The organism is Pedobacter sp. MC2016-24 (assembly GCF_015223055.1).
Lineage (GTDB): Bacteria > Bacteroidota > Bacteroidia > Sphingobacteriales > Sphingobacteriaceae > Pedobacter.
The window spans coordinates 13,641-36,828 of sequence record NZ_JADFBX010000019.1 but is presented as its reverse complement, the minus strand read 5'-3'; the positions used below and the strand labels follow the sequence as shown (position 1 = coordinate 36,828).

The window sequence follows — 23,188 nt, the reverse complement described above, 5'->3', positions numbered from 1 at the left end:
TCTCAATTTATTTAGATTGATTCCATTTTATTAGCTAGCTTTGGGCAAATTTACGGAAGTGCCTGGATCTCTTTTAAATCAAGACCTACATGTTTCATTTGCCAGTCAACACTTAACTGAGCAGGGATTTGCACGCATTTATCGGAATTGCTGGAAAACTGTATTTGGTATTATTTTTCATTATACCCGTGATGAAGAAATTGCCGAAGAAATTTGTCAGGATTTATTTGCGTCACTTTGGGAGCGTCGGGAGAAGATTGTCATTAAGACCAGTATCGAACAGTATTTAAACCGGGCAGCAAAACTAGAGGCCTTTGAATATCTTCGTACCAGCAATAGCCATAGGGAGCACATCAACTGCGCGTTACAAAATCTGTGTAGCAGTAGAAATTGTACAGAAGAACAGGTCTTTTTTAATGAGTTGAAGGGGAGTTTGAATTTGCTGGTAGATGAACTTCCATGCCGTTGCAGAGAGATTTATCGTTTAAGCCAGGAGCAAGGAATGAGTAATGGAGAAATTGCGCAGCTCCTGTTGATCTCTGAGAAGACTGTCGAGTATCATTTATATAAAGCGATGAATTTCTTGAAGATTAATTTGCAGGAATTCAGGTCTTTGTGATTTAATTTGAATTTTATTGAAATCCGGCCTAGGAAAAACTGCGGCTTATCCGGCTTTATAGTATAAGGGCACATTAGGGATGCCCGATTGCTATGCAGATTACTAAAGAAACTATTGATCGTTACCATCTTGGCCTGTGTACTCCAGAGGAGCAACATTGTGTTGAACAATGGTTAGCATCTGATGAGGTAGAGATGAGCTTTCCTCAGGACACAGATTTAAAGGCTTTGGAGGACAAAGGCTGGAAGAAACTAACTTCCCGTTATCCATCATTGGCTCAACCCACACCGGTCCATGCTTTAAAATTGACGAGCTACCTGAGCATATGGCAGCTGGTAGCCTGTGTGGTGTTGGTAGCTGGCGCAACGCTGGGCTTTTATTTAAACGCTGGCTGGGAAAACAGTAGCAAAAACCAAATGGTGGTTTATAAAGAGGTGAAAACCCTCAAAGGCCAGAAGTTAACCGTAACCTTACCTGACGGGACAATTGCCTGGCTGAATGCTGAGAGCAGATTGCGATTTCCCCTGCGTTTTAGCGGTAAACTGAGGATGCTGGAATTCAGTGGAGAGGCTTATTTTAATGTGGCTAAAGACCCATCAAAACCTTTTGTTATTCATACGGAAAAAACTAAGGTACAGGTTTTGGGTACCCGATTCAACTTAAGGTGCTTGCCTGATGAAACGGCTACTTCAGTAGTGGTTGAAGAAGGTCGGGTTAAATTTACGGCGGATGCTGGTGAGCAGCAACTCATTCTGACAGCCAATAAAAGAGGGATTTATGAAACCGCTGTGCCATCAGCTCCGGTGATGAGTACCGAGGAAGTGTATGCCAGTAAGTATCTGGCCTGGAAGAATAACGAACTATTTCTGGATAATTTGACTGTCGAAGATGCTGTATTGGTGCTTGAGCGCTGGTACAATGTGAAAATCAAGATCGACAGAGCTGAGCTTCGTCAAGAACGTTATACCGGGAGTTTTAAGAACCCAAGCTTGAAAAAGGTATTGGAAAGTATGGGCTTTGCAGTCAAATTCAGGTATAGGCAGCAAGGACAAACATTCGCACTTTATTGATCATCCCAAACCAATTATAAAATAAACCCGGTTTCAGTCGGCAAACTTCACACCGGGCTATTGAAAAATCAATTCATTATTAATTTAACAACAAACAAAAGTATGTACAAAGGATGTACCCAAAAGAAACAATTCGTAATTTTCCTGCTTTTATTCTGCAGCATGGTATATCTGCCTCTTGGCAGTTATGCATGGCAAAGCCCGGTACTGGAAAAGAAAGTAACGCTTCAATTGAATAATGTTAGTCTTAGTGATGCGCTTAAAGCCCTGGGCGATGATGCTGGGGTTCAGTTTTCCTACAGCAGCACACAATTGAATGTTTATAAGCGGTTGAATGTAAGTTTTAAAGATAAAACATTGAAAGAGGCTTTAGCCGATTTGCTAGGTAGTCAGCTTAAGGGGTTGAGTGTAAATGGTACTCAGATCACTATACAAACCTCAGGTATTAAAGGTAGCGTTCGGGGTAGGGTTACCACAAATGACGGAAAGCCCGCTGAGTTTGTGACAATTGGTGTCAAAGGTGTTAAAAGCGCCCAGGTAGATGCCCGCGGTAATTATTTGTTGAAAGATCTGGAAGCCGGAACTTATAAGTTGGTGGCCAGCTTTGTAGGACTTGGCGTTCAGCAAAAGGAAGTGACAGTAATTGCTGGTAAAACGGTTTCTGTGGATTTTGTGCTAACTGAAAGCAATGATCAGCTTGAGGAGGTTGTGATCAATGGCGGTAGTACGAATAAATTTGCGGTAAAGAAAACAACTACAGCGGCTAAAATGCCTTTAGGGAACCTGGAGAACCCGCAGGTTTATACCACCATACCAAAGACTTTACTTACCGAGCAGATGGTTACAGAGTTTAGTATGTCTTTAAAAAACAGCCCGGGAATCTATAAAATACAAGGTAGTCGGGGGATCAATGCAGACGGTGCTTCTGCTTATAGTATGCGTGGTTTCCGTACAGAAGCTTCGCTGGTAGATGGTGTGCCTTCACAAACCAATGGCGAGATAGATCCGGTAAATATTGAACGTGTTGAGTTGGTGAAAGGCCCGTCTGGTACTTTATATGGTGGCGCTGTTGTGGCCTTTGGTGGTTTAATCAATATAGCAACTAAAAAGCCGGTGGACACATTAGGCGGAGAACTCAACTACACCACCGGAAGTTATGGGCTGAATCGCCTTTCTGCAGATGTGTATGGTCCGGTTAATAAGGATAAGAAGCTGTTATTCAGGATGACTGCAGCTTATCAAAATCAAAACAGCTTTCAGGATGCGGGATTCAAAAAATCAGTTTTCCTGGCTCCGTCATTTGAGTACAGGGCAAACGACAGATTAACACTAAGCTTGAATGCCAGTTTCTACGAAATGGAAGGTACAAGTCCTACTTCAATTTTTTTAAATCGTTCGCGGGCATTTTTTGCAACAACACCGAAGGAATTGAATTACGATTGGAAACGTTCATTTACCAGTAATGATATTACGATGAAAAACCCAACTGTAAATGCGAGGGCGCAGATCACGTATAAGCTATCGCAACAATGGACTTCACAAACCATCTATTCAAGTAATACACGAAAGTCGGATGGGTTTTATCAGTATGAGTTTGTCCGTTTGGCTAAAACGGATGATATGTTGGAGCGTAACATCTCCCTGCAAAATTCTGTAAATACAGCCACGGATATTCAGCAGAACTTTATCGGTGATTTTAAGATTGCTGGTCTGCGAAACAGGTTGGTGGTGGGTGTTGACTACCTCAATCAGACAATTAACAACAACAATTCAGCTAACCTGGCATTTGATACCACCAGTGCTGTAAAACCTGACGCCAGTTATGCAAGGTTATCCCGATCACTGGTAGAGTTCAAGCTGGCACAGCTTGATGCAATTAACAAGTTGGATCCCACCAAATTTCAACCTACAAAGAACAATACCAAAAGCAATATTTACAGTGCCTATGCTTCCAATGTGTTGAATCTGACCGACAGATTGATTGCTATGCTGAGTTTACGTATTGACCGTTTTCATAACAGGGGCACAAGAAATCAGATCAACAATATATTGAGTAGTTCTTATCTGCAAACGGCTGTCTCGCCTAAATTGGGCATGGTATACCAAGTATTGAAGGATAGAGTTTCCTTGTTTGGCAATTATATGAATGGTTTTAGTTATGTGCCACCTGTTACGCAGCCACAGGGCTCAGGAGTTTCTGGTACATTCAAGCCCCAACATGCGAATCAATTTGAAGCAGGTGTTAAAATGGAACTTTTTGAAGGCAGACTTAGTTTCACAGCGAGTGCTTATGATATTGAAGTGGAAAACATGACGCGTACTGAAGCGATAGTTGTAGATGGTTCAAATTATAATGTAACGGTGCAGAATGGTACTCAAAAAAGTAAAGGGGTAGAGTTGGAACTGATCAGTAATCCATTTGAAGGGATGAATATCATTGCAGGTTATAGCTATAATGACAGCAAACTGGTTAAGGGTACAGCAGCTTTGGAAGGCCGCAGACCAGCGTCGGCAGGCCCGGCACTACTGGTAAACTCGTGGATCAGCTACGCAATTCCACGTGGTGATTTAAAAGGTTTAGGTTTAGGTACTGGTATCAATTATATCGGTGAGCATAAAACTTCTAACTCTGCGATTACCGGGGTATTCACTTTGCCATCATATATCATGGCTACAGCCACCGTATTTTATGATAAGCCACAATACAGATTGGGTGTTAAAGTGGATAACTTAGCAGATGAAAAATATTTTGCTGGTCAGGGTGTGTTAACCGCTCAAATGCCAAGAACCATTGCTGCAAGTTTGACTTTTAAATTTTAGTGTTGAAATTAAAGAAAATTATAAGACAAATTCACCTCTGGCTCGGATTAGCATCCGGGCTAGTGGTGTTTATATTGGGCATTACGGGAGCCATTTATGCCTTTCAAAGCGAGATCAGGAAAATGCTTTATCACGATAGGTTGTATGTAGATGTTCCTGAGGTTGCGGTTCGTTTGCCCTTGAGCCGATTGCTGCCTATAGCTGAACAGGCGATAGGGAAAGACCGGAAAATATCACGTGCAGAATTGTCTCAATTGCCCGGCCGTACCTATATGTTCAGGGCGATGAAACTGGATAGAAAGGCCTTTGGCTATTGGAATTATTATCAGTATTACGATAAGGTATACTTAAATCCATATACCGGAGGAGTTGTATTTAGGGAAGATGCAAAGAAAGAGTTTTTTACCATAGTGCTGGCCTTACACATGAACCTGTTGATGGGTGATCATATTGGTCATATTATTGTGCAGTGGTCTGTAGTCTGTTTTGTATTGCTCCTGGTTTCAGGAATGGTATTGTGGTGGCCAAAAAAATGGAACCGTAAACAGCTCAAGAAAAGTATGGTTGTGAAATGGAATGCTAAGTTTAAACGGCTGAATTACGACCTGCACAATGTATTTGGTTTTTATAGTTTTGTGATATTGATGGTGATCGCATTGACGGGGCTGATGTGGTCTTTTGAACTCACCACTGAGCAGAAGGCTAAAGTATTGTCGGATACCACCCAGCCTGCGGGTACCATGCCTGTTGACCGGATTCTGACGCAGGCATTGCAAGCTTCGCCTGAAACTGTTTACTTGCTATACAGTTTTCCTCCTGCAAAAAGTGGAACGGTGAATGTTTCAGCTTACCAGAGTGACGTACAACTTTATAAGCGGGTACAGTATCGATTTGACCGTTACAATGGGAAATTATTACAAACAGGAGAGGCATTTAATAAGTTGGCTCTCCGAGCTCAGGTTATTGCATTGAATTATGATTTACATACGGGTAGTGCACTTGGTTTTGCAGGTAAAATGTTAGTGTTTTTTGCTGGATTGATTGCTGCCGGCTTACCTGTTACTGGTTTTCTGATTTGGTGGCGAAGAGGGAAGTAACAAGTGTTGAACCGGCAGTGATCAAGATGAAATGGCCTTAGTTCTTATTGTATACAGGACAGCGCTTCAGCAGGTAAACTAAGGTATTCTTGTACGAGTTTTCATCATCAAGCATTGATTTTCTGGACTTCAGATATACTTTCTCATTTTTTACATTGTAAATCCCAAGTAAGATTTCGCTGTCGTAGTTTTTATTTACTTTGGTATTTACTGATTTTCTTTGCTCTTTTCCATCTTCCGTGTGCTCAGATGTTTTTCTTTCCTGAGTATTGAGCGTTTCTTCTGAACTGCGGGTAAGCGATCCCTGGATGATATATTCCACACCAAGTAGCTGACAAAGCTCTTCGGAAGAATAACCTTTTATATTGCTTTCATTGACACCTTTTTTAAACAAAATGAGATTGGTAATCCTTGGTTCCTGATACTTGTAGATGCCATTGTTATTTTTGCTCAGACAGAGATAGGCTTCTTCCTGTATTTTCTCTCCTTTGTCGCCGGCCGTCTGTTCATTGATTGTGCTTACCTTAAAGGGAATAATGGCGACAAGGTTAGGGCTGATCTTTTGTGGTTCCTGAACCCCCGGTTTCTCTGTAATTTTCGGATTTACTTCCTCGGTGCGGCCGCTGGCAAATTCTATCTTGTAGATCTCCGAACGTTTAAGGGTGTATACTACGGTTTCCCCTGCGTGAATAAACTTAAGCCCGCTTCCTTCCATACTTTTAATCTGGCCTTGTTTCTTTTCCCCGTTCAACATGTAAATGACGTCTTCTTTTTGTGGAATGGAGATGTTCTTTTTTTGTGCCATTGTGGGTTGAACAATTGTAAATACAAGGCTTAAAAGAATAAAAATGTTAATTCTGACTAATTTTTTCATATGCTGATGGTTTTGTAAATGTTTCTCCTGATTACTGATCAGGTTTTAATATTATATACAATTGAAAGTCAGCAGGGTACTAGTTGCCTCCAAAATATTTTACAGACCAAAAAAAAGCTGCCCCAATATTGAGACAGCTTGATACCTTTTGAAATTTGACATCTCAAGAGATGTTACAGGTCGTATTCTTTTTCAATGACAGACATGATCAGATCTTTTACGGTAATTCCTTTCTGTGCGCCAAGAATCTTGAGTGCTTTCAAAGAACTTTTTTTCATCCGTAAAGGATAAGTCACGGTCTCTTCATCAGCTTTAGGTGCAACTTTCTCTTCTTTTGCAATTTCTTTAGCAGGAGAATTGAACAGGGCAGATACTCCGCCTAAATTTTTGTTGTTGTCTTCGATGTCACCTAGATTTTTCTTTGCCATATCCTTATAATTTAACTATAATTTCTTCTGTCAGGTTTGCGTAGTCTATTGCGCCGTTTGAAGCTGGCGCATATTCAAATACATCAACTCCTTTAAGCTGGGCTTCTACCAGGGCCACATTGATTCTGATAGAGGTGTCGAATAATTTGTCGTTGAAGTATTTTTTGATACTTTCTGTGATTTGCTCGGTGATTACCCTTCTTGGATTGATCTTGGTGATAAATACACCGCCGATGGTTAGTCCTTCATTGTAATGTGTTCTAACGTCGGAGATGATTGATACCAGGCGGTCAATCCCACGATAAGCAAAATATTCTGCTTCAAGAGGAATCAACACAGTGTCTGCAGCAACCAATGCGTTAACGGTTAACATACCCAGGGCAGGAGCACAGTCGATCAACACGTAATCGTATTTATCGCCAACGTTTTTCAACAATCTTTTCAGGATGGTTTCTCTACCTAATCTGGAAACCAATTCAATCTCTGCGCCCAGCAGATCTAAAGATGAAGGGACAAGATCCAGGTTCTCTGCAATGTTTTGAATGGGAAGCGCTACGTCATCTTTAATGCTGTCGTAGATAGATACCTTGACATCTCTCAATCCTAAACCCTCTGTTAAATTTGACTGCGGGTCGATGTCGATCAGTAAAGTTTTTTTATTTGCACGGGCTAATCCAGCACCAATGTTGAGTGTAGAAGTTGTCTTTCCTGTACCACCCTTATGGTTTATAACGGCTATAATCTTCATGTTTTTATATCTTTATACAAGTACGCAATGATACTAAGATATGTTGATATGCAGATGCCTTTGTGCGAAATAGTTATTCACATTTTGATCTTTTTATTTATAGATATCAAGATGTGTTTGATTTTTATAATGGTTTATTGATGTTTTAAGGCATATTTTTTATATCTAGGTATAGAGATATGTAGATATTTATATATTTATGATATCTATAATTTTTTATATTCATATATGTAGATATCAAGTTCAATATCGATGTTAATATATCTAGATGTCAGGATATTTATGCATGCAGATATTTTAATTTTTTAATATCTTAATTATAAAGATTTAAATATGTTTAGATATCTTTGAATTTAGATGTCTTGATGCTGGGATGTAAATTTCGCATTTTAATCTTGATGTTTCTATGTTTTTGTATCTATATTTTTATGTATATTAATATATAGATATCTTTATTTTGCGCTGCATGTAAGTGTTTGATGATCACTGCAGAAAATGATATCGTTGGTGTCAGATTGCTAAGAAATTGCGCTTATCCGATAAAAAAATGGCAAATTCTGTTTTTAAGAAGTAAAACTGAAGAAACGATGGCTGTGCTTGTAAAACGTTGTTTTGCAGGTTTTTATGGTTGTTTCTGCTTTATTTTAGGATGTTTTAAGGCGCTGAGAATCGAATATTTACAAAATACCTGTGATTAGTCTTTAAATATTCGATTCTGGGAATGGCAAAAACAACGGTTTTCGTTCAGGTCATTCTTTTTAAAAGCCTGGTTCTTCTATTTATTTTGGAGCCAAGGGCTTATAAAGATCCCGGTTTGGCTGGCAAGTTTTATTTTAATTTGTAGTTGTCATTAAAATTAATCCGATCATTCAGGTTTTAGTTTGTAGTAAAAGCACGCGGTAAGCAGCATCAGGGCGGACAGGATGATCCATAAAGTATCGTATCCATAAAGTTGTGCAATGTAGAATCCTGCGGTTGGGCCAACTACCTGGGCAACAGACCAGCTGAGCATGTAGCCGGCCGCATATAGTCCGCGGTTAAATTCATTGGCGCGGCTCATGACGAAAGTGTTGATGAAGGGGAGGGCAAACATCTCGCCAAAAGTGAAGAAAATGAGGCATAATGTACCTAAAATCACTGGATTTCCGAACGGAAGCATCAGGATGAGAAAGGATATGGCAATGAGCAATACGCCCAATACGATGTAAAACATGGGTGGTCTTTTGTGTTCGATTTTGTGGATCATTACCATTTCGAATAAAGCGATGATGACACCGTTCAGACCGAGAATCAAGCCGATTAGAAATTCATTGATTTTCCAGTTTTCTTTGAAAAAAACGGGTACCACGCGGAACATCAGGAAAAAGCCAAGAATGAAGACTGTGGTTAAGAGGATGAATTTTACAAATACGCGATCTTCCCAGGGTTTTCGGACCACGATTCCTTTTACTTTTTCTTTGATGGCTTTGCTGTAGCCTTTGATTTTTGGCAGGAATAATAAAATACTCAAACCTGCAACTATACTGACGCCACCGTCAATGTAGAACAGCAAACGGTAATCGTAGGAAGCAATCATGCCACCCATGCTTGCACCAAATGCCCAGCCCAGATTGGTCGCTAGTCGGTTTAAAGAGTAGGAGCGTGTTTCCAATCCTTTTTGTGCGTAGGCTGCAATGGCGGCAAAATTGGCTGGTCGGAAGGCTTCTGAGAAAAAGCTGATGACCACGGCAAGTATACACAGCGTTTCAAAATGGGTTATACTGGCAAAAAATATAAAGAAAATTCCACTGACTACCGATGCAATGATTTGTACAGGCCGAAAGCCGATAACATCGGTTAGTTTGCCGCCAATTGCCGAGCCCAAAATAGATCCGATTCCAAAAAGTGTGATGATGAATCCTGCATCAGCAGCAGAACGGTGCAAAGCTTGGGTAATGTACAGGCCCATAAAAGGTACAGCCATATAACCACTGCGGTTAATGAGCATGACTATACTTAAAATCCAGGTCTCGCGACTTAAGCCACTAAATGAATCTCTATAATGCGTAACAATTTGTTTGGGCAGCGACATAAACTCGAAAAAGTATTTGGGATGGCAAAGATAGTAAAGGATGGCGGGAATATGCTCAGCTGTATGTAATGCTTAAGTTTTATTGATGTTGAATTTGACAAAGGAAATTCATCAAATGGAACGAAGCTGGCTTGGGGTAATTTAATGTTTTTTTCTTGGTTAAATATGTACTTTCGGCGTTTAATCAAAATAGTTAACTGGTAAAGCAGCTATCCAGGCAGTTCAAAAAGCTTATAAAGGTGAAACGCAACCTTTGACGCTGAAATACCTAAATCAAAATTAGGCACAATCAACGTCTATTCTGAAAGTCTCCATTTTGGGGGCTTTTTTTATTTTTATTTCGGAAATCAATCTTATATTTAAGATATAAAGAACCAAATAGAAACTCAATATGGAAAAAACGGATCACAATGTAATTACGGTCGAAACAATAGTTCATGCACCTATAGAAAAGGTCTGGAAAATATGGAACGATCCAAAGCATATTGTTCAATGGTGTAATGCTTCTGACGATTGGCATGCACCTTATGCAGATAATGATTTACAAACCGGTGGTAAATTTAAAACAACAATGGCTGCTAAAGATGGCAGCATGAGTTTTGATTTTGAAGGAATTTATACGCATGTTGAACCCCATAAATTGATTACATATGAACTTGGTGATGGCAGAAAGGTTGCCATTACATTTGCTGCTGAACTTGAAGGAACGCGGATTGTTGAGACTTTTGATCCGGAACAAACTAATCCGGCGGAAATGCAACGCGGCGGTTGGCAGGCGATACTAGATCACTTTAAAAAGCACGCTGAGGCGAATGTATAATAATTTCCAGGCGCGTGTTTTTACATGCGCCTGGAAATGTTACGATTTAAATAAGTCTGCTAATTTCGCATAAGAAATTTCACTATAGTCATTGATGTAAAGGCTACAGGGAGGTAATTCTGCTTTGGTGTGAGAACTGAGTACGCCCACTACACGCATACCGGCATTCAGGCCTGCGCTTACGCCAGAAAAGGAATCTTCGAAAACCACGCATAGGGAAGGCGAAATGTTCAGGTTGGCTGCGGACTTCAAATAAACTTCGGGATCCGGTTTGTGCTTGCTAACATCTTCACTGGCCAGTTTAGAGCTCAATAAATCCAGTATGGGTACTTTGCTTAAGATCAGGTCCATGTTTGCCCGTGGTGCAGAAGTGGCAACGGCCAATTTTGCAGCGTTATTTTTCAGATCGTTCATAAAGTTGACGATACCATGAATGGGTTCTACAAATGGCTCATAGATTTTACGAAAAAGTCCTTCTTTTTCTTCTTCCAGTTGCAACAGCTCTTCACCTGTGATCTCTCTTTGTAGAAAATGGCTTAAAATATACCTGTTGTTTTTACCGTACATATGTTCTGCAAACTCGGCTTCAGTAGGAGCGAGGTTACGGGTTTTAAAAAATTCTGTAAAAGCTTTGGAATGGTAAGGGTTGGTATGACAGATTACTCCGTCCATGTCAAATATGACCGCAATTTCTTGATTCATGCTGCAAAGTTAAGACTTTTATTTTTGGATAAGATTGGCAATCAAAGCTGTCCAGCCAGTTTGGTGTGATGCGCCCAGTCCTTTGCCCGTATCTCCGTTGAAATATTCGTTAAACAATAGATAATCTTTAAACAGCGGGTCTGTTTGAAACTGTTCATTGCTTCCAAAACAAGCCCTTTTTCCAGTTGCATCCGGTTTGAAAATACCAATCAATCGGGCTGTGAGTTTGCTGGCAATTTCCTTAAGGGACAGCAATTGGCCGGATCCCGTAGGGTATTCTACAGTGAAATCGTCGCTGTAGTAGTCGTGGAAACGCATCAAACTCTGAATAATTAAATAATTGACAGGCATCCATACCGGGCCACGCCAGTTGCTGTTGCCACCAAACATGCTGCTGTCGCTCTCTCCGGGGATATATTTAACTACATATTCTTGTTCCGGTGTGGGGAAAATATAAGGCGTAAGTTCATAGCTTTTAGACAAACTTCGGATGCCGTAATCGCTTAAAAATTCGGCTTCGTTTAACATTCTGGAAAGTATGCGTTTCATTCGATGCCCACGCAGTAAACTGAGTAAGTGCTTATCATCTGTACCTTTTTCTGTCCAACGGGAAACCAGGGCAGCCAGTTCTGGCCGGTGCTCCAAAAACCATTGCATTCTGGCCGCAAATGCCGGTAGTTTTTTAAGGGTTTCATCTTTAATTACGGTGACGGCAAATAAAGGGATTAAGCCAACCATGCTGCGCAATTTAAGTTTAATGGGATGGGAACCCGCTACAGCGAGTTCATCGTAAAAAAATTCATCGTCGTCATCCCATAAACCATTGTCGTCGGGACTCATGATGTTCATAATTGCACCTGCGATGTACAGGAAATGCTCGAAAAACTTGGTGGCCATATCTTCATATACCTGATTGTGCAGGGCAAGTTCAAGCGATATGTGCATCATGTTCAGTGCGTACATTGCCATCCAGCTGGTTCCATCGGCTTGTTGAATGCTGTATCCTGCGGGTAATTTGGTATTGCGGTCAAAAACGCCAATGTTATCCAAGCCTAGAAAGCCCCCGGCAAAGATGTTACTGCCATGTTCATCTTTGCGGTTTACCCACCAGGTGAAGTTGATCAGCAATTTTTGAAACATGGATTCTATGAAAACAAGGTCACCGGTGCCGGTATTGCGCTGTTCCATTTTATATACGTCCCATGCAGCCCATGCCTGTACAGGTGGATTGGTATCGTCAAAATTCCATTCATATGCAGGGAACTGCCCATTGGGATGCATATACCATTCTTTAGTCAGCATCAGCAACTGCTGCTTGGCAAATTCTACATCGACAATGGCCAGACTGACACAGTGGAAGCCTAAATCCCAGGAAGCGTACCAGGGGAACTCCCATTTGTCGGGCATGGAAATGATATCTGCATTGTTTAAATGTTTCCAGTTCAGGTTTCTGGAAGTGGTGTGCCCGGGTGGAGGAGCCGGTTGTGCCGGGTCACCTTTAAGCCACTTATCTACATTGTAATCGTAAAACTGCTTATTCCATAGCAATCCCGCTAAAGCTTGTCGCTGAATTGTGCGATCTTCTGCATCGGGAATGTTTTTTTGCAGGGATTCGTAAAACTCATCAGTTTCTTGGATTCTGGTTTTAAAAATCTGATCAAAATCCTGGAATGGACTGGTGTTTTTACCCTTACACAAGCGGAGTTCCAGGCAAGCCGATTCACCAGCGGCAATGTCAAATGTACAATATGCCGCAGTTTTTGTTCCTGTTAAAGCTGGATTTACCGCGGCTTGGTTTTGATTCACTACATATTCATTGATGGCATCCTTATAATACTTTTTACCATCGTCATAGTTGTACAGCCTGATGGTATTGGTTTCGTTATTGGTAAAGAGCCAGTTTAAAGGCGTTTTAGTGTATAAAAAGTACTCACCTAACGTATCCTGTTTGATGGTCAGTTCATGCGCTCCACTTTGTGTAATGCTTCTCGGGTCATTGTGATAGCCCCATGCCCATCGGTTCCTGAACCATAACGTTGGCAAGATATTGAGCGATGCAGGTGTTGCAGCACGGTTATGGGCGGTAATTTTGATCAGTATATCTTCCTCCGACTGCTTTGCATATTCAATAAAGATGTCGAAATACTTATTGTTCTTAAATATACCAGTGTCGATCAGCTCATATTCCGGGTCATGTTTTCCCCTATGGGCATTTTCATCGAGTAATTGCTGATAGGGGAAGGCTTCCTGTGGATACTTGTAAAGCATTTTAAGGTAAGAATGGGTAGGGGAAGCATCGAGGTTGTAAAACAGTTCTTTTACATCTTCACCGTGGTTGCCTTCTTCATTGGTCAGGCCGAAGAAGACCTCTTTGAGGATGTGGTCTTTCCCATTCCAGAAACCTGGTGCAAAACATAGGGTTTGCCGGTCGTCTGAAATGCCCGCAATGCCTTCTTCTCCCCAGCGCCAGGCAATGCTGCGGGAGAGGCTATGGGTGGTGTATTTCCATGCATCGCCATCGGCACTATAATCTTCCCTTACGGTACCCCATTGGCGGTTAGAAACATATGGTCCCCATTTTTTCCAGCCCTTTGTGGCCAAACGCAGTGCTTCCTCATTCATGATGTAATTTATCTTAATTTTATAAATTTTTCGCTGAAAGCTGTAAAAAAAGCAAGTCTTTGACAAACTACCTTTGTATAGTTAAATAAACGAACCTTATCATGAATCAAGATATAGAAACAATTTCAATGCCGGTACTGGGAATGACCTGTGCTTCCTGTGCAGTCAGTGTTGAATCTATGATTGGCAATCAGCCTGGTGTAGATCATGCTGAGGTTAATTATGCCACGCAGACAGTTAAAGTTTCCTATCATCCGGATCAGGTTAAGCCTGAGGATTTTCAAAAAGTGGTACAATCCATAGGGTACGATCTGATTTTACAGCAGGAAGGTGCTAAGGAATTACAGGAGGAAACACAACGTGATCATTATGAGGCTTTAAAAAAGCGGATGATCTATTCGGCTATACTGACCATTCCGGTAGTAATCATTGGGATGTTTTTTATGGATATGGCCAATGGTAATTATTACATGCTGGCTTTAACTACACCGGTACTGTTCATTTTTGGACAGAACTTTTTTATCAATGCCTGGAAACAGGCGAGGCATGGAAAGGCCAATATGGATACCCTGGTTGCGCTAAGTACAGGGATTGCCTATTTGTTTAGTGTTTTCAATACGTTTTACCCGGAGTTCTGGCATAAAAGAGGACTTCATCCACATGTTTATTTTGAAGCAGCGGCAGTGGTGATTGTGTTTATCATGCTGGGGAAATTACTGGAAGAGAAAGCGAAATCAAATACATCTTCGGCAATTAAAAAACTCATGGGCCTGCAGCCTAAAACTGTGATGCTGATTGCTGCAGATGGCGAAAAAGAAGTTGAAATTGCTGATGTACGTATTGGCGATCAGATTTTGGTTCGTTCCGGAGAAAAAATTCCGGTAGATGGTGTGGTTTATGAGGGCAGTTCTTTTGTAGATGAGAGTATGATTACGGGCGAACCTGTTGCCGTTGCAAAAAAATCAACGGACAAGGTCTTTGCCGGGACGATCAATCAAAAAGGTAGTTTCAAGTTCAGGGCGGAAAAGGTTGGCGGTGAAACCATGCTTGCTCAGATCATTAAGCTGGTGCAGGATGCGCAGGGCTCTAAAGCGCCGGTACAAAAACTGGTGGACAAAATTGCGGGTATTTTTGTACCCGTAGTGATGATGATTGCCATCATTACTTTAGGCGCCTGGTTGCTGTTTGGTGGCGAACATGCTTTTACCCAGGGTTTATTGGCCATGGTTACTGTGTTGGTGATTGCTTGTCCTTGTGCGTTAGGATTGGCAACTCCCACAGCCATTATGGTTGGTATTGGTAAGGGGGCTGAACATGGCATTTTAATTAAAGATGCGGAAGCTCTTGAACTGGGATATCAGGTAAATGCAGTGATTTTGGATAAAACAGGAACCATCACCGCTGGTAAACCTGAGGTTACCCAGCTGAATTGGGCTGATGATACAGTCGCTGATAAAGATAGCTTAAAAGGTGTGTTGATGGCATTGGAACAGGCTTCCGAGCATCCGCTGGCAGAAGCTATTGTACGTGGGTTAAAATCAGAGGGTGTTAAACCAGTTATGGTAACAGATTTTGAAAGTCTGACCGGAATGGGTGTAATGGCCAAATTTGAAGGAGAGCAATATTGGGCGGGTAGTCATAAAGTATTAAAAGGACAAAGTATAAAGGTCTCGGATACGTTACAAAAACAGGTTGACGATTTGCAGCAACTGGCTCAAACTGTTATCTATTTCACAAATTCAAAGCAGGTGCTGGCGATTGTAGCGATTGCAGATCAGATAAAGGCAGGTTCGGCTAAAGCTGTTGAGGCTTTACAGCTTGCGGGTATTGAGGTTTATATGCTGACTGGAGATAATGAACAGACTGCAGCTTCTGTAGCTGCCCAGGTAGGGATTAAACATTTTAAGGCAGAGGTATTGCCTTCGGATAAAGCTGATTTTGTGAAACAGTTGCAGGAGCAGGGAAAAGTGGTGGCCATGATTGGTGACGGGATTAACGACAGTCAGGCACTTGCTTTGGCTGATGTATCTATTGCCATGGGGAAAGGATCTGATATTGCGATTGATGTGGCTAAGATTACGCTGGTGTCTTCTGACTTGCAGCAAGTGCCTAAAGCTTTACGTTTGTCTAAGCTAACCGTCCGCACCATTCGCCAGAATTTGTTCTGGGCATTTATTTATAACCTGATTGGGATTCCTGTTGCCGCAGGTTTATTGTACCCGATTAATGGATTTTTGTTAAATCCAATGATTGCTGGTGCAGCCATGGCACTGAGTTCTGTATCGGTAGTGAGCAATAGTTTGCGCTTAAAATTTGCAAAATTGATATAAGTGCGGCTGTTTTGCTTTGGCGGGGGGCTGAAATAGATTCATGACGACGATGGGCGGTAAAAATAAATCATAAAACAATTTAAAAAAGAATATCATGGAAACATTAAAATTTAAAACCAATATTAAATGCGGTGGTTGTATTGCAACTGTAACCCCATTTCTAAATAAATTACCTGAAATTTCAAAATGGGAGGTGGATACCAATAATCCCGATAAGGTGCTTACCGTGGAAGGCAATGATGAATTAGATGCTGAAACCGTAATTGATACGTTAAAAAGTGCCGGTTATGTGGCAACTTCGTTGTAACATAAAAACTACATGTAAAAAAAGAACGGAATTATATAAAAATTATTCCGTTCTTTTTTCCAATCTTTGAACTGTAATGAAAAGAATATTGCTAACCATACTTGCCATTTTCTATCTGGGTGTATCCAGCGGGGCAACTGTGCATTTTCATTACTGTATGGGTAAACTGGTAAACTGGGGCCTGGAGCGTCATTCTGCTAAAGTTTGTGATTCCTGTGGTATGCCTATCGTGGCTTCCAAAAAGAAATCCTGCTGTAAAGATGTCGAGCAAAAGGTTAAAGTCGAGAAATCTCAGAAAGCAAACCAAACGATCTACAAATTTGATCAATTGTCATCTGCAGTTTTACAGCCCGAGTTGTTCAGCAATTACCTTGTACAAATACCAGTAAAAATTACCCGGGAAGCATTGAGTAATGCGCCACCTGATGGACAGCTTATTCCTGTCTATATCCGAAACTGTACCTACAGAATATAATACCCTCTTTCTTTTTGATGATTGCATATTCATGCAATGTAAAAGCAAACGTTGTGCGCGTATAACCCCGCAGCCATAGAACGTCTTGTTTTAAATCCAATTTATTTAACAATTTTCTTGAAAAAACAACCTTATGAAAGTATTCAGATTTCTTTCCGTGGTCGCTTTGACCTTCATTGGCAGTGCTGTATTTGCACAGACCAAAACAGACAAAATTAACGTTTCCGGCAATTGTGGTATGTGTAAAAAACACATCGAAACTGCATTGAAAGTTCCTGGTGTAAGTGCGGCCGACTGGGACAAAAAAACAAAAGTGCTGACTGTAACTTATGATGCAGGTAAAATTACCAATGAGCAGGTACAGCAAAAAGTAGCTGCCGCTGGTTACGACACACCTAAATTCAAAGCTGATGAAAAAGCTTACAACAGCCTGGATGAATGCTGCCAGTACGACCGTTCTGGCAAAGCCTCAAAAAGCAAAACACACTAAATGAAAAAAGAAAGAGGGTTATTATAAATGGTACATAAAATTATAGAATGGTCTATGCGCAATAGGTTTATTGTGCTGCTGCTTTCTGCCGGATTGTTTGTATGGGGTATACTAGCTGTGCAAAAGAATCCGATAGATGCCATTCCGGACCTTTCGGAAAATCAGGTGATCGTGTTTACGGAATGGATGGGACGGTCTCCGCAGTTGATTGAGGATCAGGTGACGTATCCACTGGTAACCAATTTGCAGGGAATCCCTAAAATTAAATATGTGAGGGGATCTTCCATGTTTGGAATGAGCTTTATTTACGTGATTTTTGAAGACGATGTTGATGTTTATTGGGCCAGGGAGCGGGTGTTGGAGCGGATCAGTACCATTTCAAGAACACTACCTGAAGGCGTATCGCCACAGCTGGGGCCCGATGGTACTGGTGTAGGACATGTATTGTGGTATACCCTGGATGCACCAGATATGGATCTGGGAGAACAAAGGGCCATACAGGATTGGTATGTGAAGTTTGCGTTACAGACCGTACCTGGAGTGAGTGAAATAGCCTCTTTTGGCGGTTTTCAGAAGCAATATCAGATTTCCATAGATCCGAATAAGTTGCTGTATTACAAACTGAGTGTGCCGCAGGTTATTGCTGCGGTGCGGAGCAATAACAATGAATCAGGTGGACGAAAGTTTGAGATGAGTGACATTGGTTACATCATTAAAACCTCTGGTTACCTCAAATCGATGGAAGAAATTTCCAATATTCCTATAAAAAACCAGAATGGAACACCTATCAAGGTGTCTGACATTGCAACGGTGCAGATGACCGGAGAAACCAGACTGGGTATATTTGATCAGGACGGTAAAGGGGAGCGAGCAGGTGGTATTGTGGTTATGCGCTACGGCGAAAATGCAGCAGGTGTGATTGAAAAGGTAAAGGCCAAAATGCTGGAAGTATCTAAAGGCTTACCTAAAGGAGTGAAGTTCGATATCGTGTACGATCGGGGTGAACTGATTAAGGAATCTGTAGACTCGATCAAACACACGCTGGTCGAAGAGATGATTGTGGTGTCGCTGATTGTGTTTGTATTTCTGTTCCATTGGCGCAGTGCATTGAGTATCATCATTCAGATTCCGATCACCATTGCGGCGAGCTTTATCTTGCTCAATGCTTTTAATATCTCCTCTAATATCATGTCACTTACCGGGATTGCATTGGCTATTGGGGTGATTGTTGACAATGGTATTATCATGAGTGAGAATGCTTATAAACACTTGTCGGAACGCTATGCAGAATGGGAAAAGGATCAAAATAAAACAACATCATCATGATTACGTGGTTTAAAAATATATTTAAAAAGTCGCCGGATTGGATTTCGGAAGAAGAACGCCTGGCGATCATCACCAAATCCAGCAAGCAGGTTTCAAGAGGGGTTTTCTTTGCAACAGTCATCATCATTACTTCTTTTTTACCGGTATTTATGTTGACCGGGCAGGAGGGTAAATTGTTTCATCCCCTGGCTTATACCAAGACTTTCATCATGATTGTTGATGCTTTGCTGGTTATTACCCTGGCTCCGGTATTGATTTCTTTCTTTATGAAGGGAAAGTTTAAGCCAGATCAGGCCAATCCGGTTAACCGTTTTTTAGAACGTGTATATGAGCCGATCATTAAAACGGTATTGAATTGGAGGAAAACAACCATTGCCATTAATGTCATTGCGTTGTTGATTACCATTCCCCTGCTTAAAAACCTTGGGACGGAATTTATTCCACCTTTGGATGAACAGAGCATTCTGTTTATGCCGGTAACTTTGCCTGATGTGTCTAATGCTGAAGCAAAGCGCATTTTGCAGGTACAGGACAAAATTATCAAATCGGTACCAGAAGTGGACAAGGTTTTAGGTAAGGCCGGAAGGGCAAATACGGCTACGGACAATTCGCCGATCAGTATGATCGAGACCATCATTACCCTGAAGCCAAAAAGTGAATGGAGAAAAGGGATTACCAAGAAAGATATTGTCAATGAGCTGGACGCTAAATTACAGATTCCAGGTGTGGTAAATGGCTGGACACAGCCGATCATCAATCGCATCAATATGCTGGCTACGGGTATACGTACGGATGTGGGCATTAAAGTGTTTGGGCAGAATTTGGATACGATAGCTGCGGTTTCTGAAAAAGTCAAATTGGCTTTGGAAGGTACGCCGGGTGTGAGTGATTTGTTCGTAGAGCCCATTACTGGTGGTAAGTATCTCTCTATTAATTTAAAAAGGGAAGAGCTTGCGCGTTATGGTTTAAATGTGGATGATCTGAATCAGGTGGTAGAAACGGCTTTAGGTGGTTCTTCCATTGGTAATACGATTGAAGGGCGTCAACGATTCTCGATCAGTGTTCGTCTGGCACAAGAGTACCGCAATAGCGTGGAAAGGATTCAAAGGATTCCGGTACAATCTCCAACCTTTGGTGAAATACCTTTGTCGGCCGTTGCAGATGTGAAATTTGAGGACGGACCGCCAATGATCAATTCTGACAATGCGATTTTGCGTGGTGCAGTTATGTTTAATGTGCGTGACCGGGATTTAGGTAGTACGGTTCAGGCCGCTATGGAAAAATTGAATGCAGAAAAAGGAGTACTTCCGGAAGGATATTTTTTGGAATGGAGCGGGCAGTATGAAAACCTGATTCGTGGAAAACAAACCTTAATGTGGATTGCTCCGGTGGTGCTGATCATCATCTTTTTTTCGCTCTACTTTGCTTTTCACTCTTTGCGCGAAGCTTTTTTAAGTTTGATTACCGTGCCATTCGCATTGATTGGTGGTGCATACATGATTTATTTCTGGGGTGTGAACTTGTCTGTGGGGGTAGCGGTAGGTTTTATTGCGCTATTTGGGATTGCGGTAGAGACTGGAATTGTGATGGTCATTTACCTGAATGATGCGATGACCCAGCTGATTAAACTGAAAGGGAATTCAAGTGAAACGATCACGAAAGATGATTTGAGAACATACGTAGTGTATGGTGCTGCGAAAAGACTGAGGCCAAAACTGATGACCGTTTGTGTGTCGCTATTTGGTCTGGTGCCCATCCTGTGGGCATCTGGTGTTGGTGTTGATGTGATGCAACCAATCGTGTTACCCATGATTGGTGGGGTTCTGACATCTTCTACACACATTTTATTGGTTACTCCATTGATATTTTTAATGTCAAAAGAGTACGAATTGAGAAAATATGGAAAATTGGAGGTGCACGATGTACATCATTAAAAAAATAGACAGCATTTTATGGTTGTCGGCGGTATCTGTCCTTTTAATGCTGTTGCCTTTTATGGCTCCGGCACAACAGGGGCCGGTGTTTTCGCTGGATACTGTATTGAAGAAGATCGATCAGAATAATATGTTGCTGCAATCTTACGGCTTAAAAGCTGAGAGCTATAAGCATGCGGCTAAGGCAGCTACGGCATGGATGGCACCAATGGTAGGCCTGGGTACATTTATGACACCTTATCCGGGGCAGGTGCTGATGGATGAAAGGGACAAGGGCTCGATTATGATTCAACTGGAACAGGACATTCCCAATCCGGTTAAGCTTAATGCCAATAAACGTTTCATTGAGTCAAAGGCAAAGGCCGAAAATGAAACACGTGGAGTAACGCTAAATGACTATAAAGCCCAGGCCAAACGGTTGTACTTCAGTTGGCTGATTGCAAGTCAGCGGATAGCGGTCTTGCAAAAGAATGAAAAGATTATGCAAACCATGAAAAAGATTGAAGAGATCCGGTATCCCTATAACCAATCAAAATTGGGAAGTGTATATAAAGCTGAAGCCAAATTGCAGGAAAATCAGAACATGATCAGGATGCAGGAAGGGGATATTGCAAAGGCACGGGCCTGGTTAAACAGTTTAATGAATCAGCAGGGAAACGTTAGTTTTTCAATCGATTCCGGCTATAAGCCTGTATTTGTGCCTGCAGCTAGTCTGGATACGGCCAGCCTGGCTATGGCAAGGAGTGACATCAAAAAGATGGACTATAACATTCAGTCGATGAACCTGAATATTGAAGCGATGAAAAAGCAAAGCCGGCCGGATTTTAAACTGCGTTTTGACCACATGTCGCCTTTAACCAAGATGATGCCCAAAGCATACAGCATTATGGGTATGGTGAGCATTCCAATTGCCCCCTGGTCTTCAAAAATGTACAAATCAGAAGCAAAAGGCATGGGATATGAGGTACAGGCGATGGAAAAGGAAAAGGCGGCGATGTTACAAGAAACCCAGGGGATGTTGTATGGCATGCAATACGAAATTTTGTCGATGCAGAAAAGGATTGCTGGTATGGAAGATAAGATTATTCCGGCTTTGCAAAAAACACTGGATGTGAGTTTTTTAAGTTACCGGGAGAATAAGATGGAGATGCCAGAGGTTATTGGCAATTGGGAGGCCCTGACCATGATGCAGACCAGTGTGCTGGATGAGAAACTGAAGCTTTATTTAATGATTGCAGATTATGAGAAGGAACTATATCGTTAAGGGAGCTTTGTTGTTGATCACAGGCAGCCTGTTGATCAGCTCCTGCGCGAAAAAGAAGGATGCGAAGCATGTGGATCCCGGGTTAGTACATATAGATAGTAATCTGGCACATTTGTTAAAACCTTCCAATGCGCAGGTGGTGTCTACACTTCCTTTGATCAAAGCAGAATATGGTACGCGGATTTTTACAGAAGAAGCACAGGGAATAATCAATTATGATTCACGTAATCAGTTGAGTGTAGCAAGTCGGGTAAGTGGAAGGATTGAGCGTTTGTGGATTAAATACAATTATCAACCTGTTAAGAAAGGGCAGCTGATTATGGAAGTTTATTCGCCGGATCTGGCTGCGGCCCAACAGGAATTGCTGTTTTTGAAAGGGACAGGAACCGATGCAGGCATGCTAGCCGCTGCAAAGCAACGCCTGATGTTATTGGGTATGAGTGCTTCTGGTGTAAACCAGTTGTTGAAAACTGGTAAAGTGAACTACCGGATTCCTGTGTTTAGTAATTCAGATGGCTATATTCTGGAGAAATCTGCGGTGACAGCTCCAGTCGCTACAGCAGGCAGTAATACGGCTGCTTCAGGCAGTGATGGAATGTCGGGGATGGGTGGAAGTGCTGCTGCTGGTCCTGCTGCTGTTGCTGCTCCGGTAAGTTCTCCGGTGATGTTGCGCGAAGGACAATATGTAAGCGCCGGTCAATCGCTGTTTACCATATACAATGCCAGTCAGCTGGTGGCAGAATTCTCTTTAAAACCTGCTTTAGCTGCACTGGTAAGCAAAGGAGACCGGTTTGCTTTTTATAAGACTGCCGACAAAACGACCATACAGACTGCGAACATAGGTATGATCCAACCCGTTTTTAAAGCTGGGGAGAACTTTACCATAGCGAGGGTATACCTCAGCAAACCAAGTTTTAGGGTAGGGGAATTGCTTACCGCCCGTATTCCGGTATTGCTTCGTCCTTCCTGGTGGTTGCCGGAAGCGGCTGCGGTATCTTTAGGGACTAAAACCATTGTTTTCAAAAGAGAAGGTAATGTGGTAGTTCCAAAAATTGTGAAAGCCGGGATGATCATTTCAGGTATGCTGCAGATCAAAGAAGATATCAGTACCTGGGAAGTCAGTGGAAATGCAGCTTACCTGGTAGATAGTGAGAGTTTTATTAAAATGGCCGGAAACGCAGGACAATAATT

The 23,188-nt window shown here is 41.7% G+C and carries 19 protein-coding genes; 13 read left to right on the top strand and 6 right to left on the bottom strand.

Translation table 11 applies throughout. The features are described 5' to 3' along the window. Window positions 1-40: 40 nt before the first annotated feature. From IM797_RS25635 to IM797_RS25620, 4 genes are all read left to right on the top strand, one after another. Entirely contained in the window at window positions 41-619 is a 579-nt protein-coding gene (locus tag IM797_RS25635; RefSeq protein ID WP_194130077.1) for an RNA polymerase sigma-70 factor, read from the top strand. 92 nt (window positions 620-711) lie between these two features. Then, entirely contained in the window at window positions 712-1,689 is a 978-nt protein-coding gene (locus tag IM797_RS25630) for a FecR family protein (RefSeq protein ID WP_194130076.1), read from the top strand. A gap of 162 nt (window positions 1,690-1,851) precedes the next feature. Then, window positions 1,852-4,509, top strand: a complete 2,658-nt coding sequence (locus IM797_RS25625; protein ID WP_228099123.1) for a TonB-dependent receptor — start codon at window positions 1,852-1,854, stop codon at window positions 4,507-4,509. A gap of 2 nt (window positions 4,510-4,511) precedes the next feature. Then, window positions 4,512-5,606: a PepSY domain-containing protein gene (locus tag IM797_RS25620; RefSeq protein ID WP_194130074.1), complete on the top strand. Its 1,095-nt coding sequence runs from the start codon at window positions 4,512-4,514 to the stop codon at window positions 5,604-5,606. A 37-nt stretch (window positions 5,607-5,643) separates the two neighbouring features. Here the strand turns inward: IM797_RS25620 and IM797_RS25615 are convergent, their stop codons facing one another. The 4 genes from IM797_RS25615 to IM797_RS25600 all read right to left on the bottom strand — a co-directional run bounded on the left by IM797_RS25615 (window position 5,644) and on the right by IM797_RS25600 (window position 9,727). After that, window positions 5,644-6,480, bottom strand: a complete 837-nt coding sequence (locus IM797_RS25615) for a hypothetical protein (RefSeq protein ID WP_194130073.1) — start codon at window positions 6,478-6,480, stop codon at window positions 5,644-5,646. A 173-nt stretch (window positions 6,481-6,653) separates the two neighbouring features. After that, complete coding sequence (locus IM797_RS25610; RefSeq protein WP_194130072.1) at window positions 6,654-6,908, bottom strand: hypothetical protein; 255 nt, start codon at window positions 6,906-6,908, stop codon at window positions 6,654-6,656. 4 nt (window positions 6,909-6,912) lie between these two features. Further along, window positions 6,913-7,656: a ParA family protein gene (locus tag IM797_RS25605; RefSeq protein WP_194130071.1), complete on the bottom strand. Its 744-nt coding sequence runs from the start codon at window positions 7,654-7,656 to the stop codon at window positions 6,913-6,915. A gap of 865 nt (window positions 7,657-8,521) precedes the next feature. Beyond that, window positions 8,522-9,727 carry an MFS transporter gene (locus IM797_RS25600; RefSeq protein ID WP_194130070.1) on the bottom strand — a complete coding sequence of 402 codons (1,206 nt, stop codon included), beginning with the start codon at window positions 9,725-9,727 and terminating at the stop codon, window positions 8,522-8,524. Window positions 9,728-10,118: 391 nt separating this feature from the next. Here IM797_RS25600 and IM797_RS25595 point away from each other — a divergent pair, with 391 nt between their 5' ends. Then, the gene (locus IM797_RS25595) at window positions 10,119-10,547 is read left to right on the top strand and encodes an SRPBCC family protein (protein ID WP_194130069.1); all 429 of its coding nucleotides are present in this window, start codon (window positions 10,119-10,121) and stop codon (window positions 10,545-10,547) included. 39 nt (window positions 10,548-10,586) lie between these two features. Here the strand turns inward: IM797_RS25595 and IM797_RS25590 are convergent, their stop codons facing one another. Together IM797_RS25590 and IM797_RS25585 are read right to left on the bottom strand one after the other, a co-directional pair. Beyond that, the gene (locus IM797_RS25590) at window positions 10,587-11,249 is read right to left on the bottom strand and encodes an HAD family phosphatase (RefSeq protein ID WP_194130068.1); all 663 of its coding nucleotides are present in this window, start codon (window positions 11,247-11,249) and stop codon (window positions 10,587-10,589) included. An 18-nt stretch (window positions 11,250-11,267) separates the two neighbouring features. Beyond that, window positions 11,268-13,871, bottom strand: a complete 2,604-nt coding sequence (locus tag IM797_RS25585; RefSeq protein ID WP_194130067.1) for a glucosidase — start codon at window positions 13,869-13,871, stop codon at window positions 11,268-11,270. A gap of 101 nt (window positions 13,872-13,972) precedes the next feature. On the opposite strand from IM797_RS25585, the gene IM797_RS25580 reads away from it, so the two are divergent. The 8 genes from IM797_RS25580 (at window position 13,973) to IM797_RS25545 (ending at window position 23,186) form a co-directional block, all read left to right on the top strand. Then, window positions 13,973-16,201: a cation-translocating P-type ATPase gene (locus IM797_RS25580; protein ID WP_194130066.1), complete on the top strand. Its 2,229-nt coding sequence runs from the start codon at window positions 13,973-13,975 to the stop codon at window positions 16,199-16,201. A 94-nt stretch (window positions 16,202-16,295) separates the two neighbouring features. Continuing rightward, on the top strand, window positions 16,296-16,508 hold the full coding sequence (locus IM797_RS25575) for a heavy-metal-associated domain-containing protein (RefSeq protein WP_194130065.1): 213 nt from the start codon (window positions 16,296-16,298) through the stop codon (window positions 16,506-16,508). Between the two features lie 76 nt (window positions 16,509-16,584). Next, the gene (locus tag IM797_RS25570; RefSeq protein WP_194130064.1) at window positions 16,585-16,983 is read left to right on the top strand and encodes a hypothetical protein; all 399 of its coding nucleotides are present in this window, start codon (window positions 16,585-16,587) and stop codon (window positions 16,981-16,983) included. 133 nt (window positions 16,984-17,116) lie between these two features. Then, window positions 17,117-17,473 (top strand): heavy-metal-associated domain-containing protein, encoded by a 357-nt coding sequence (locus tag IM797_RS25565; protein WP_194130063.1) that lies wholly within the window; start codon window positions 17,117-17,119, stop codon window positions 17,471-17,473. A gap of 27 nt (window positions 17,474-17,500) precedes the next feature. After that, window positions 17,501-18,799: an efflux RND transporter permease subunit gene (locus IM797_RS28565; RefSeq protein WP_194130062.1), complete on the top strand. Its 1,299-nt coding sequence runs from the start codon at window positions 17,501-17,503 to the stop codon at window positions 18,797-18,799. Further along, a complete protein-coding gene (locus IM797_RS28560) occupies window positions 18,796-20,733 on the top strand; it encodes an efflux RND transporter permease subunit (RefSeq protein ID WP_194130061.1) in 1,938 nt (645 codons plus the stop codon). The genes IM797_RS28565 and IM797_RS28560 overlap by 4 nt, the downstream gene beginning before the upstream one ends. Beyond that, the gene (locus tag IM797_RS25550; protein ID WP_194130060.1) at window positions 20,720-21,997 is read left to right on the top strand and encodes a TolC family protein; all 1,278 of its coding nucleotides are present in this window, start codon (window positions 20,720-20,722) and stop codon (window positions 21,995-21,997) included. Before IM797_RS28560 ends, IM797_RS25550 begins: the two co-directional genes overlap by 14 nt. After that, the gene (locus tag IM797_RS25545) at window positions 21,975-23,186 is read left to right on the top strand and encodes an efflux RND transporter periplasmic adaptor subunit (RefSeq protein ID WP_194130059.1); all 1,212 of its coding nucleotides are present in this window, start codon (window positions 21,975-21,977) and stop codon (window positions 23,184-23,186) included. The genes IM797_RS25550 and IM797_RS25545 overlap by 23 nt, the downstream gene beginning before the upstream one ends. Window positions 23,187-23,188: the final 2 nt, after the last annotated feature.

Bases quoted from the DNA above. Each gene is read 5' to 3' on its own strand.
- IM797_RS28565 (WP_194130062.1), top strand. From the start codon at position 17,501: ATGGTACATAAAATTATAGAATGGTCTATGCGCAATAGGTTTATTGTG.
- IM797_RS25590 (WP_194130068.1), bottom strand. From the start codon at position 11,249: ATGAATCAAGAAATTGCGGTCATATTTGACATGGACGGAGTAATCTGT.
- IM797_RS25615 (WP_194130073.1), bottom strand. From the start codon at position 6,480: ATGAAAAAATTAGTCAGAATTAACATTTTTATTCTTTTAAGCCTTGTA.
- IM797_RS25580 (WP_194130066.1), top strand. From the start codon at position 13,973: ATGAATCAAGATATAGAAACAATTTCAATGCCGGTACTGGGAATGACC.
- IM797_RS25585 (WP_194130067.1), bottom strand. From the start codon at position 13,871: ATGAATGAGGAAGCACTGCGTTTGGCCACAAAGGGCTGGAAAAAATGG.
- IM797_RS25630 (WP_194130076.1), top strand. From the start codon at position 712: ATGCAGATTACTAAAGAAACTATTGATCGTTACCATCTTGGCCTGTGT.
- IM797_RS25605 (WP_194130071.1), bottom strand. From the start codon at position 7,656: ATGAAGATTATAGCCGTTATAAACCATAAGGGTGGTACAGGAAAGACA.
- IM797_RS25545 (WP_194130059.1), top strand. From the start codon at position 21,975: ATGAGAAGGAACTATATCGTTAAGGGAGCTTTGTTGTTGATCACAGGC.
- IM797_RS25565 (WP_194130063.1), top strand. From the start codon at position 17,117: ATGAAAGTATTCAGATTTCTTTCCGTGGTCGCTTTGACCTTCATTGGC.
- IM797_RS28560 (WP_194130061.1), top strand. From the start codon at position 18,796: ATGATTACGTGGTTTAAAAATATATTTAAAAAGTCGCCGGATTGGATT.
- IM797_RS25600 (WP_194130070.1), bottom strand. From the start codon at position 9,727: ATGTCGCTGCCCAAACAAATTGTTACGCATTATAGAGATTCATTTAGT.
- IM797_RS25625 (WP_228099123.1), top strand. From the start codon at position 1,852: ATGGTATATCTGCCTCTTGGCAGTTATGCATGGCAAAGCCCGGTACTG.
- IM797_RS25550 (WP_194130060.1), top strand. From the start codon at position 20,720: ATGTACATCATTAAAAAAATAGACAGCATTTTATGGTTGTCGGCGGTA.
- IM797_RS25610 (WP_194130072.1), bottom strand. From the start codon at position 6,908: ATGGCAAAGAAAAATCTAGGTGACATCGAAGACAACAACAAAAATTTA.
- IM797_RS25595 (WP_194130069.1), top strand. From the start codon at position 10,119: ATGGAAAAAACGGATCACAATGTAATTACGGTCGAAACAATAGTTCAT.
- IM797_RS25570 (WP_194130064.1), top strand. From the start codon at position 16,585: ATGAAAAGAATATTGCTAACCATACTTGCCATTTTCTATCTGGGTGTA.
- IM797_RS25575 (WP_194130065.1), top strand. From the start codon at position 16,296: ATGGAAACATTAAAATTTAAAACCAATATTAAATGCGGTGGTTGTATT.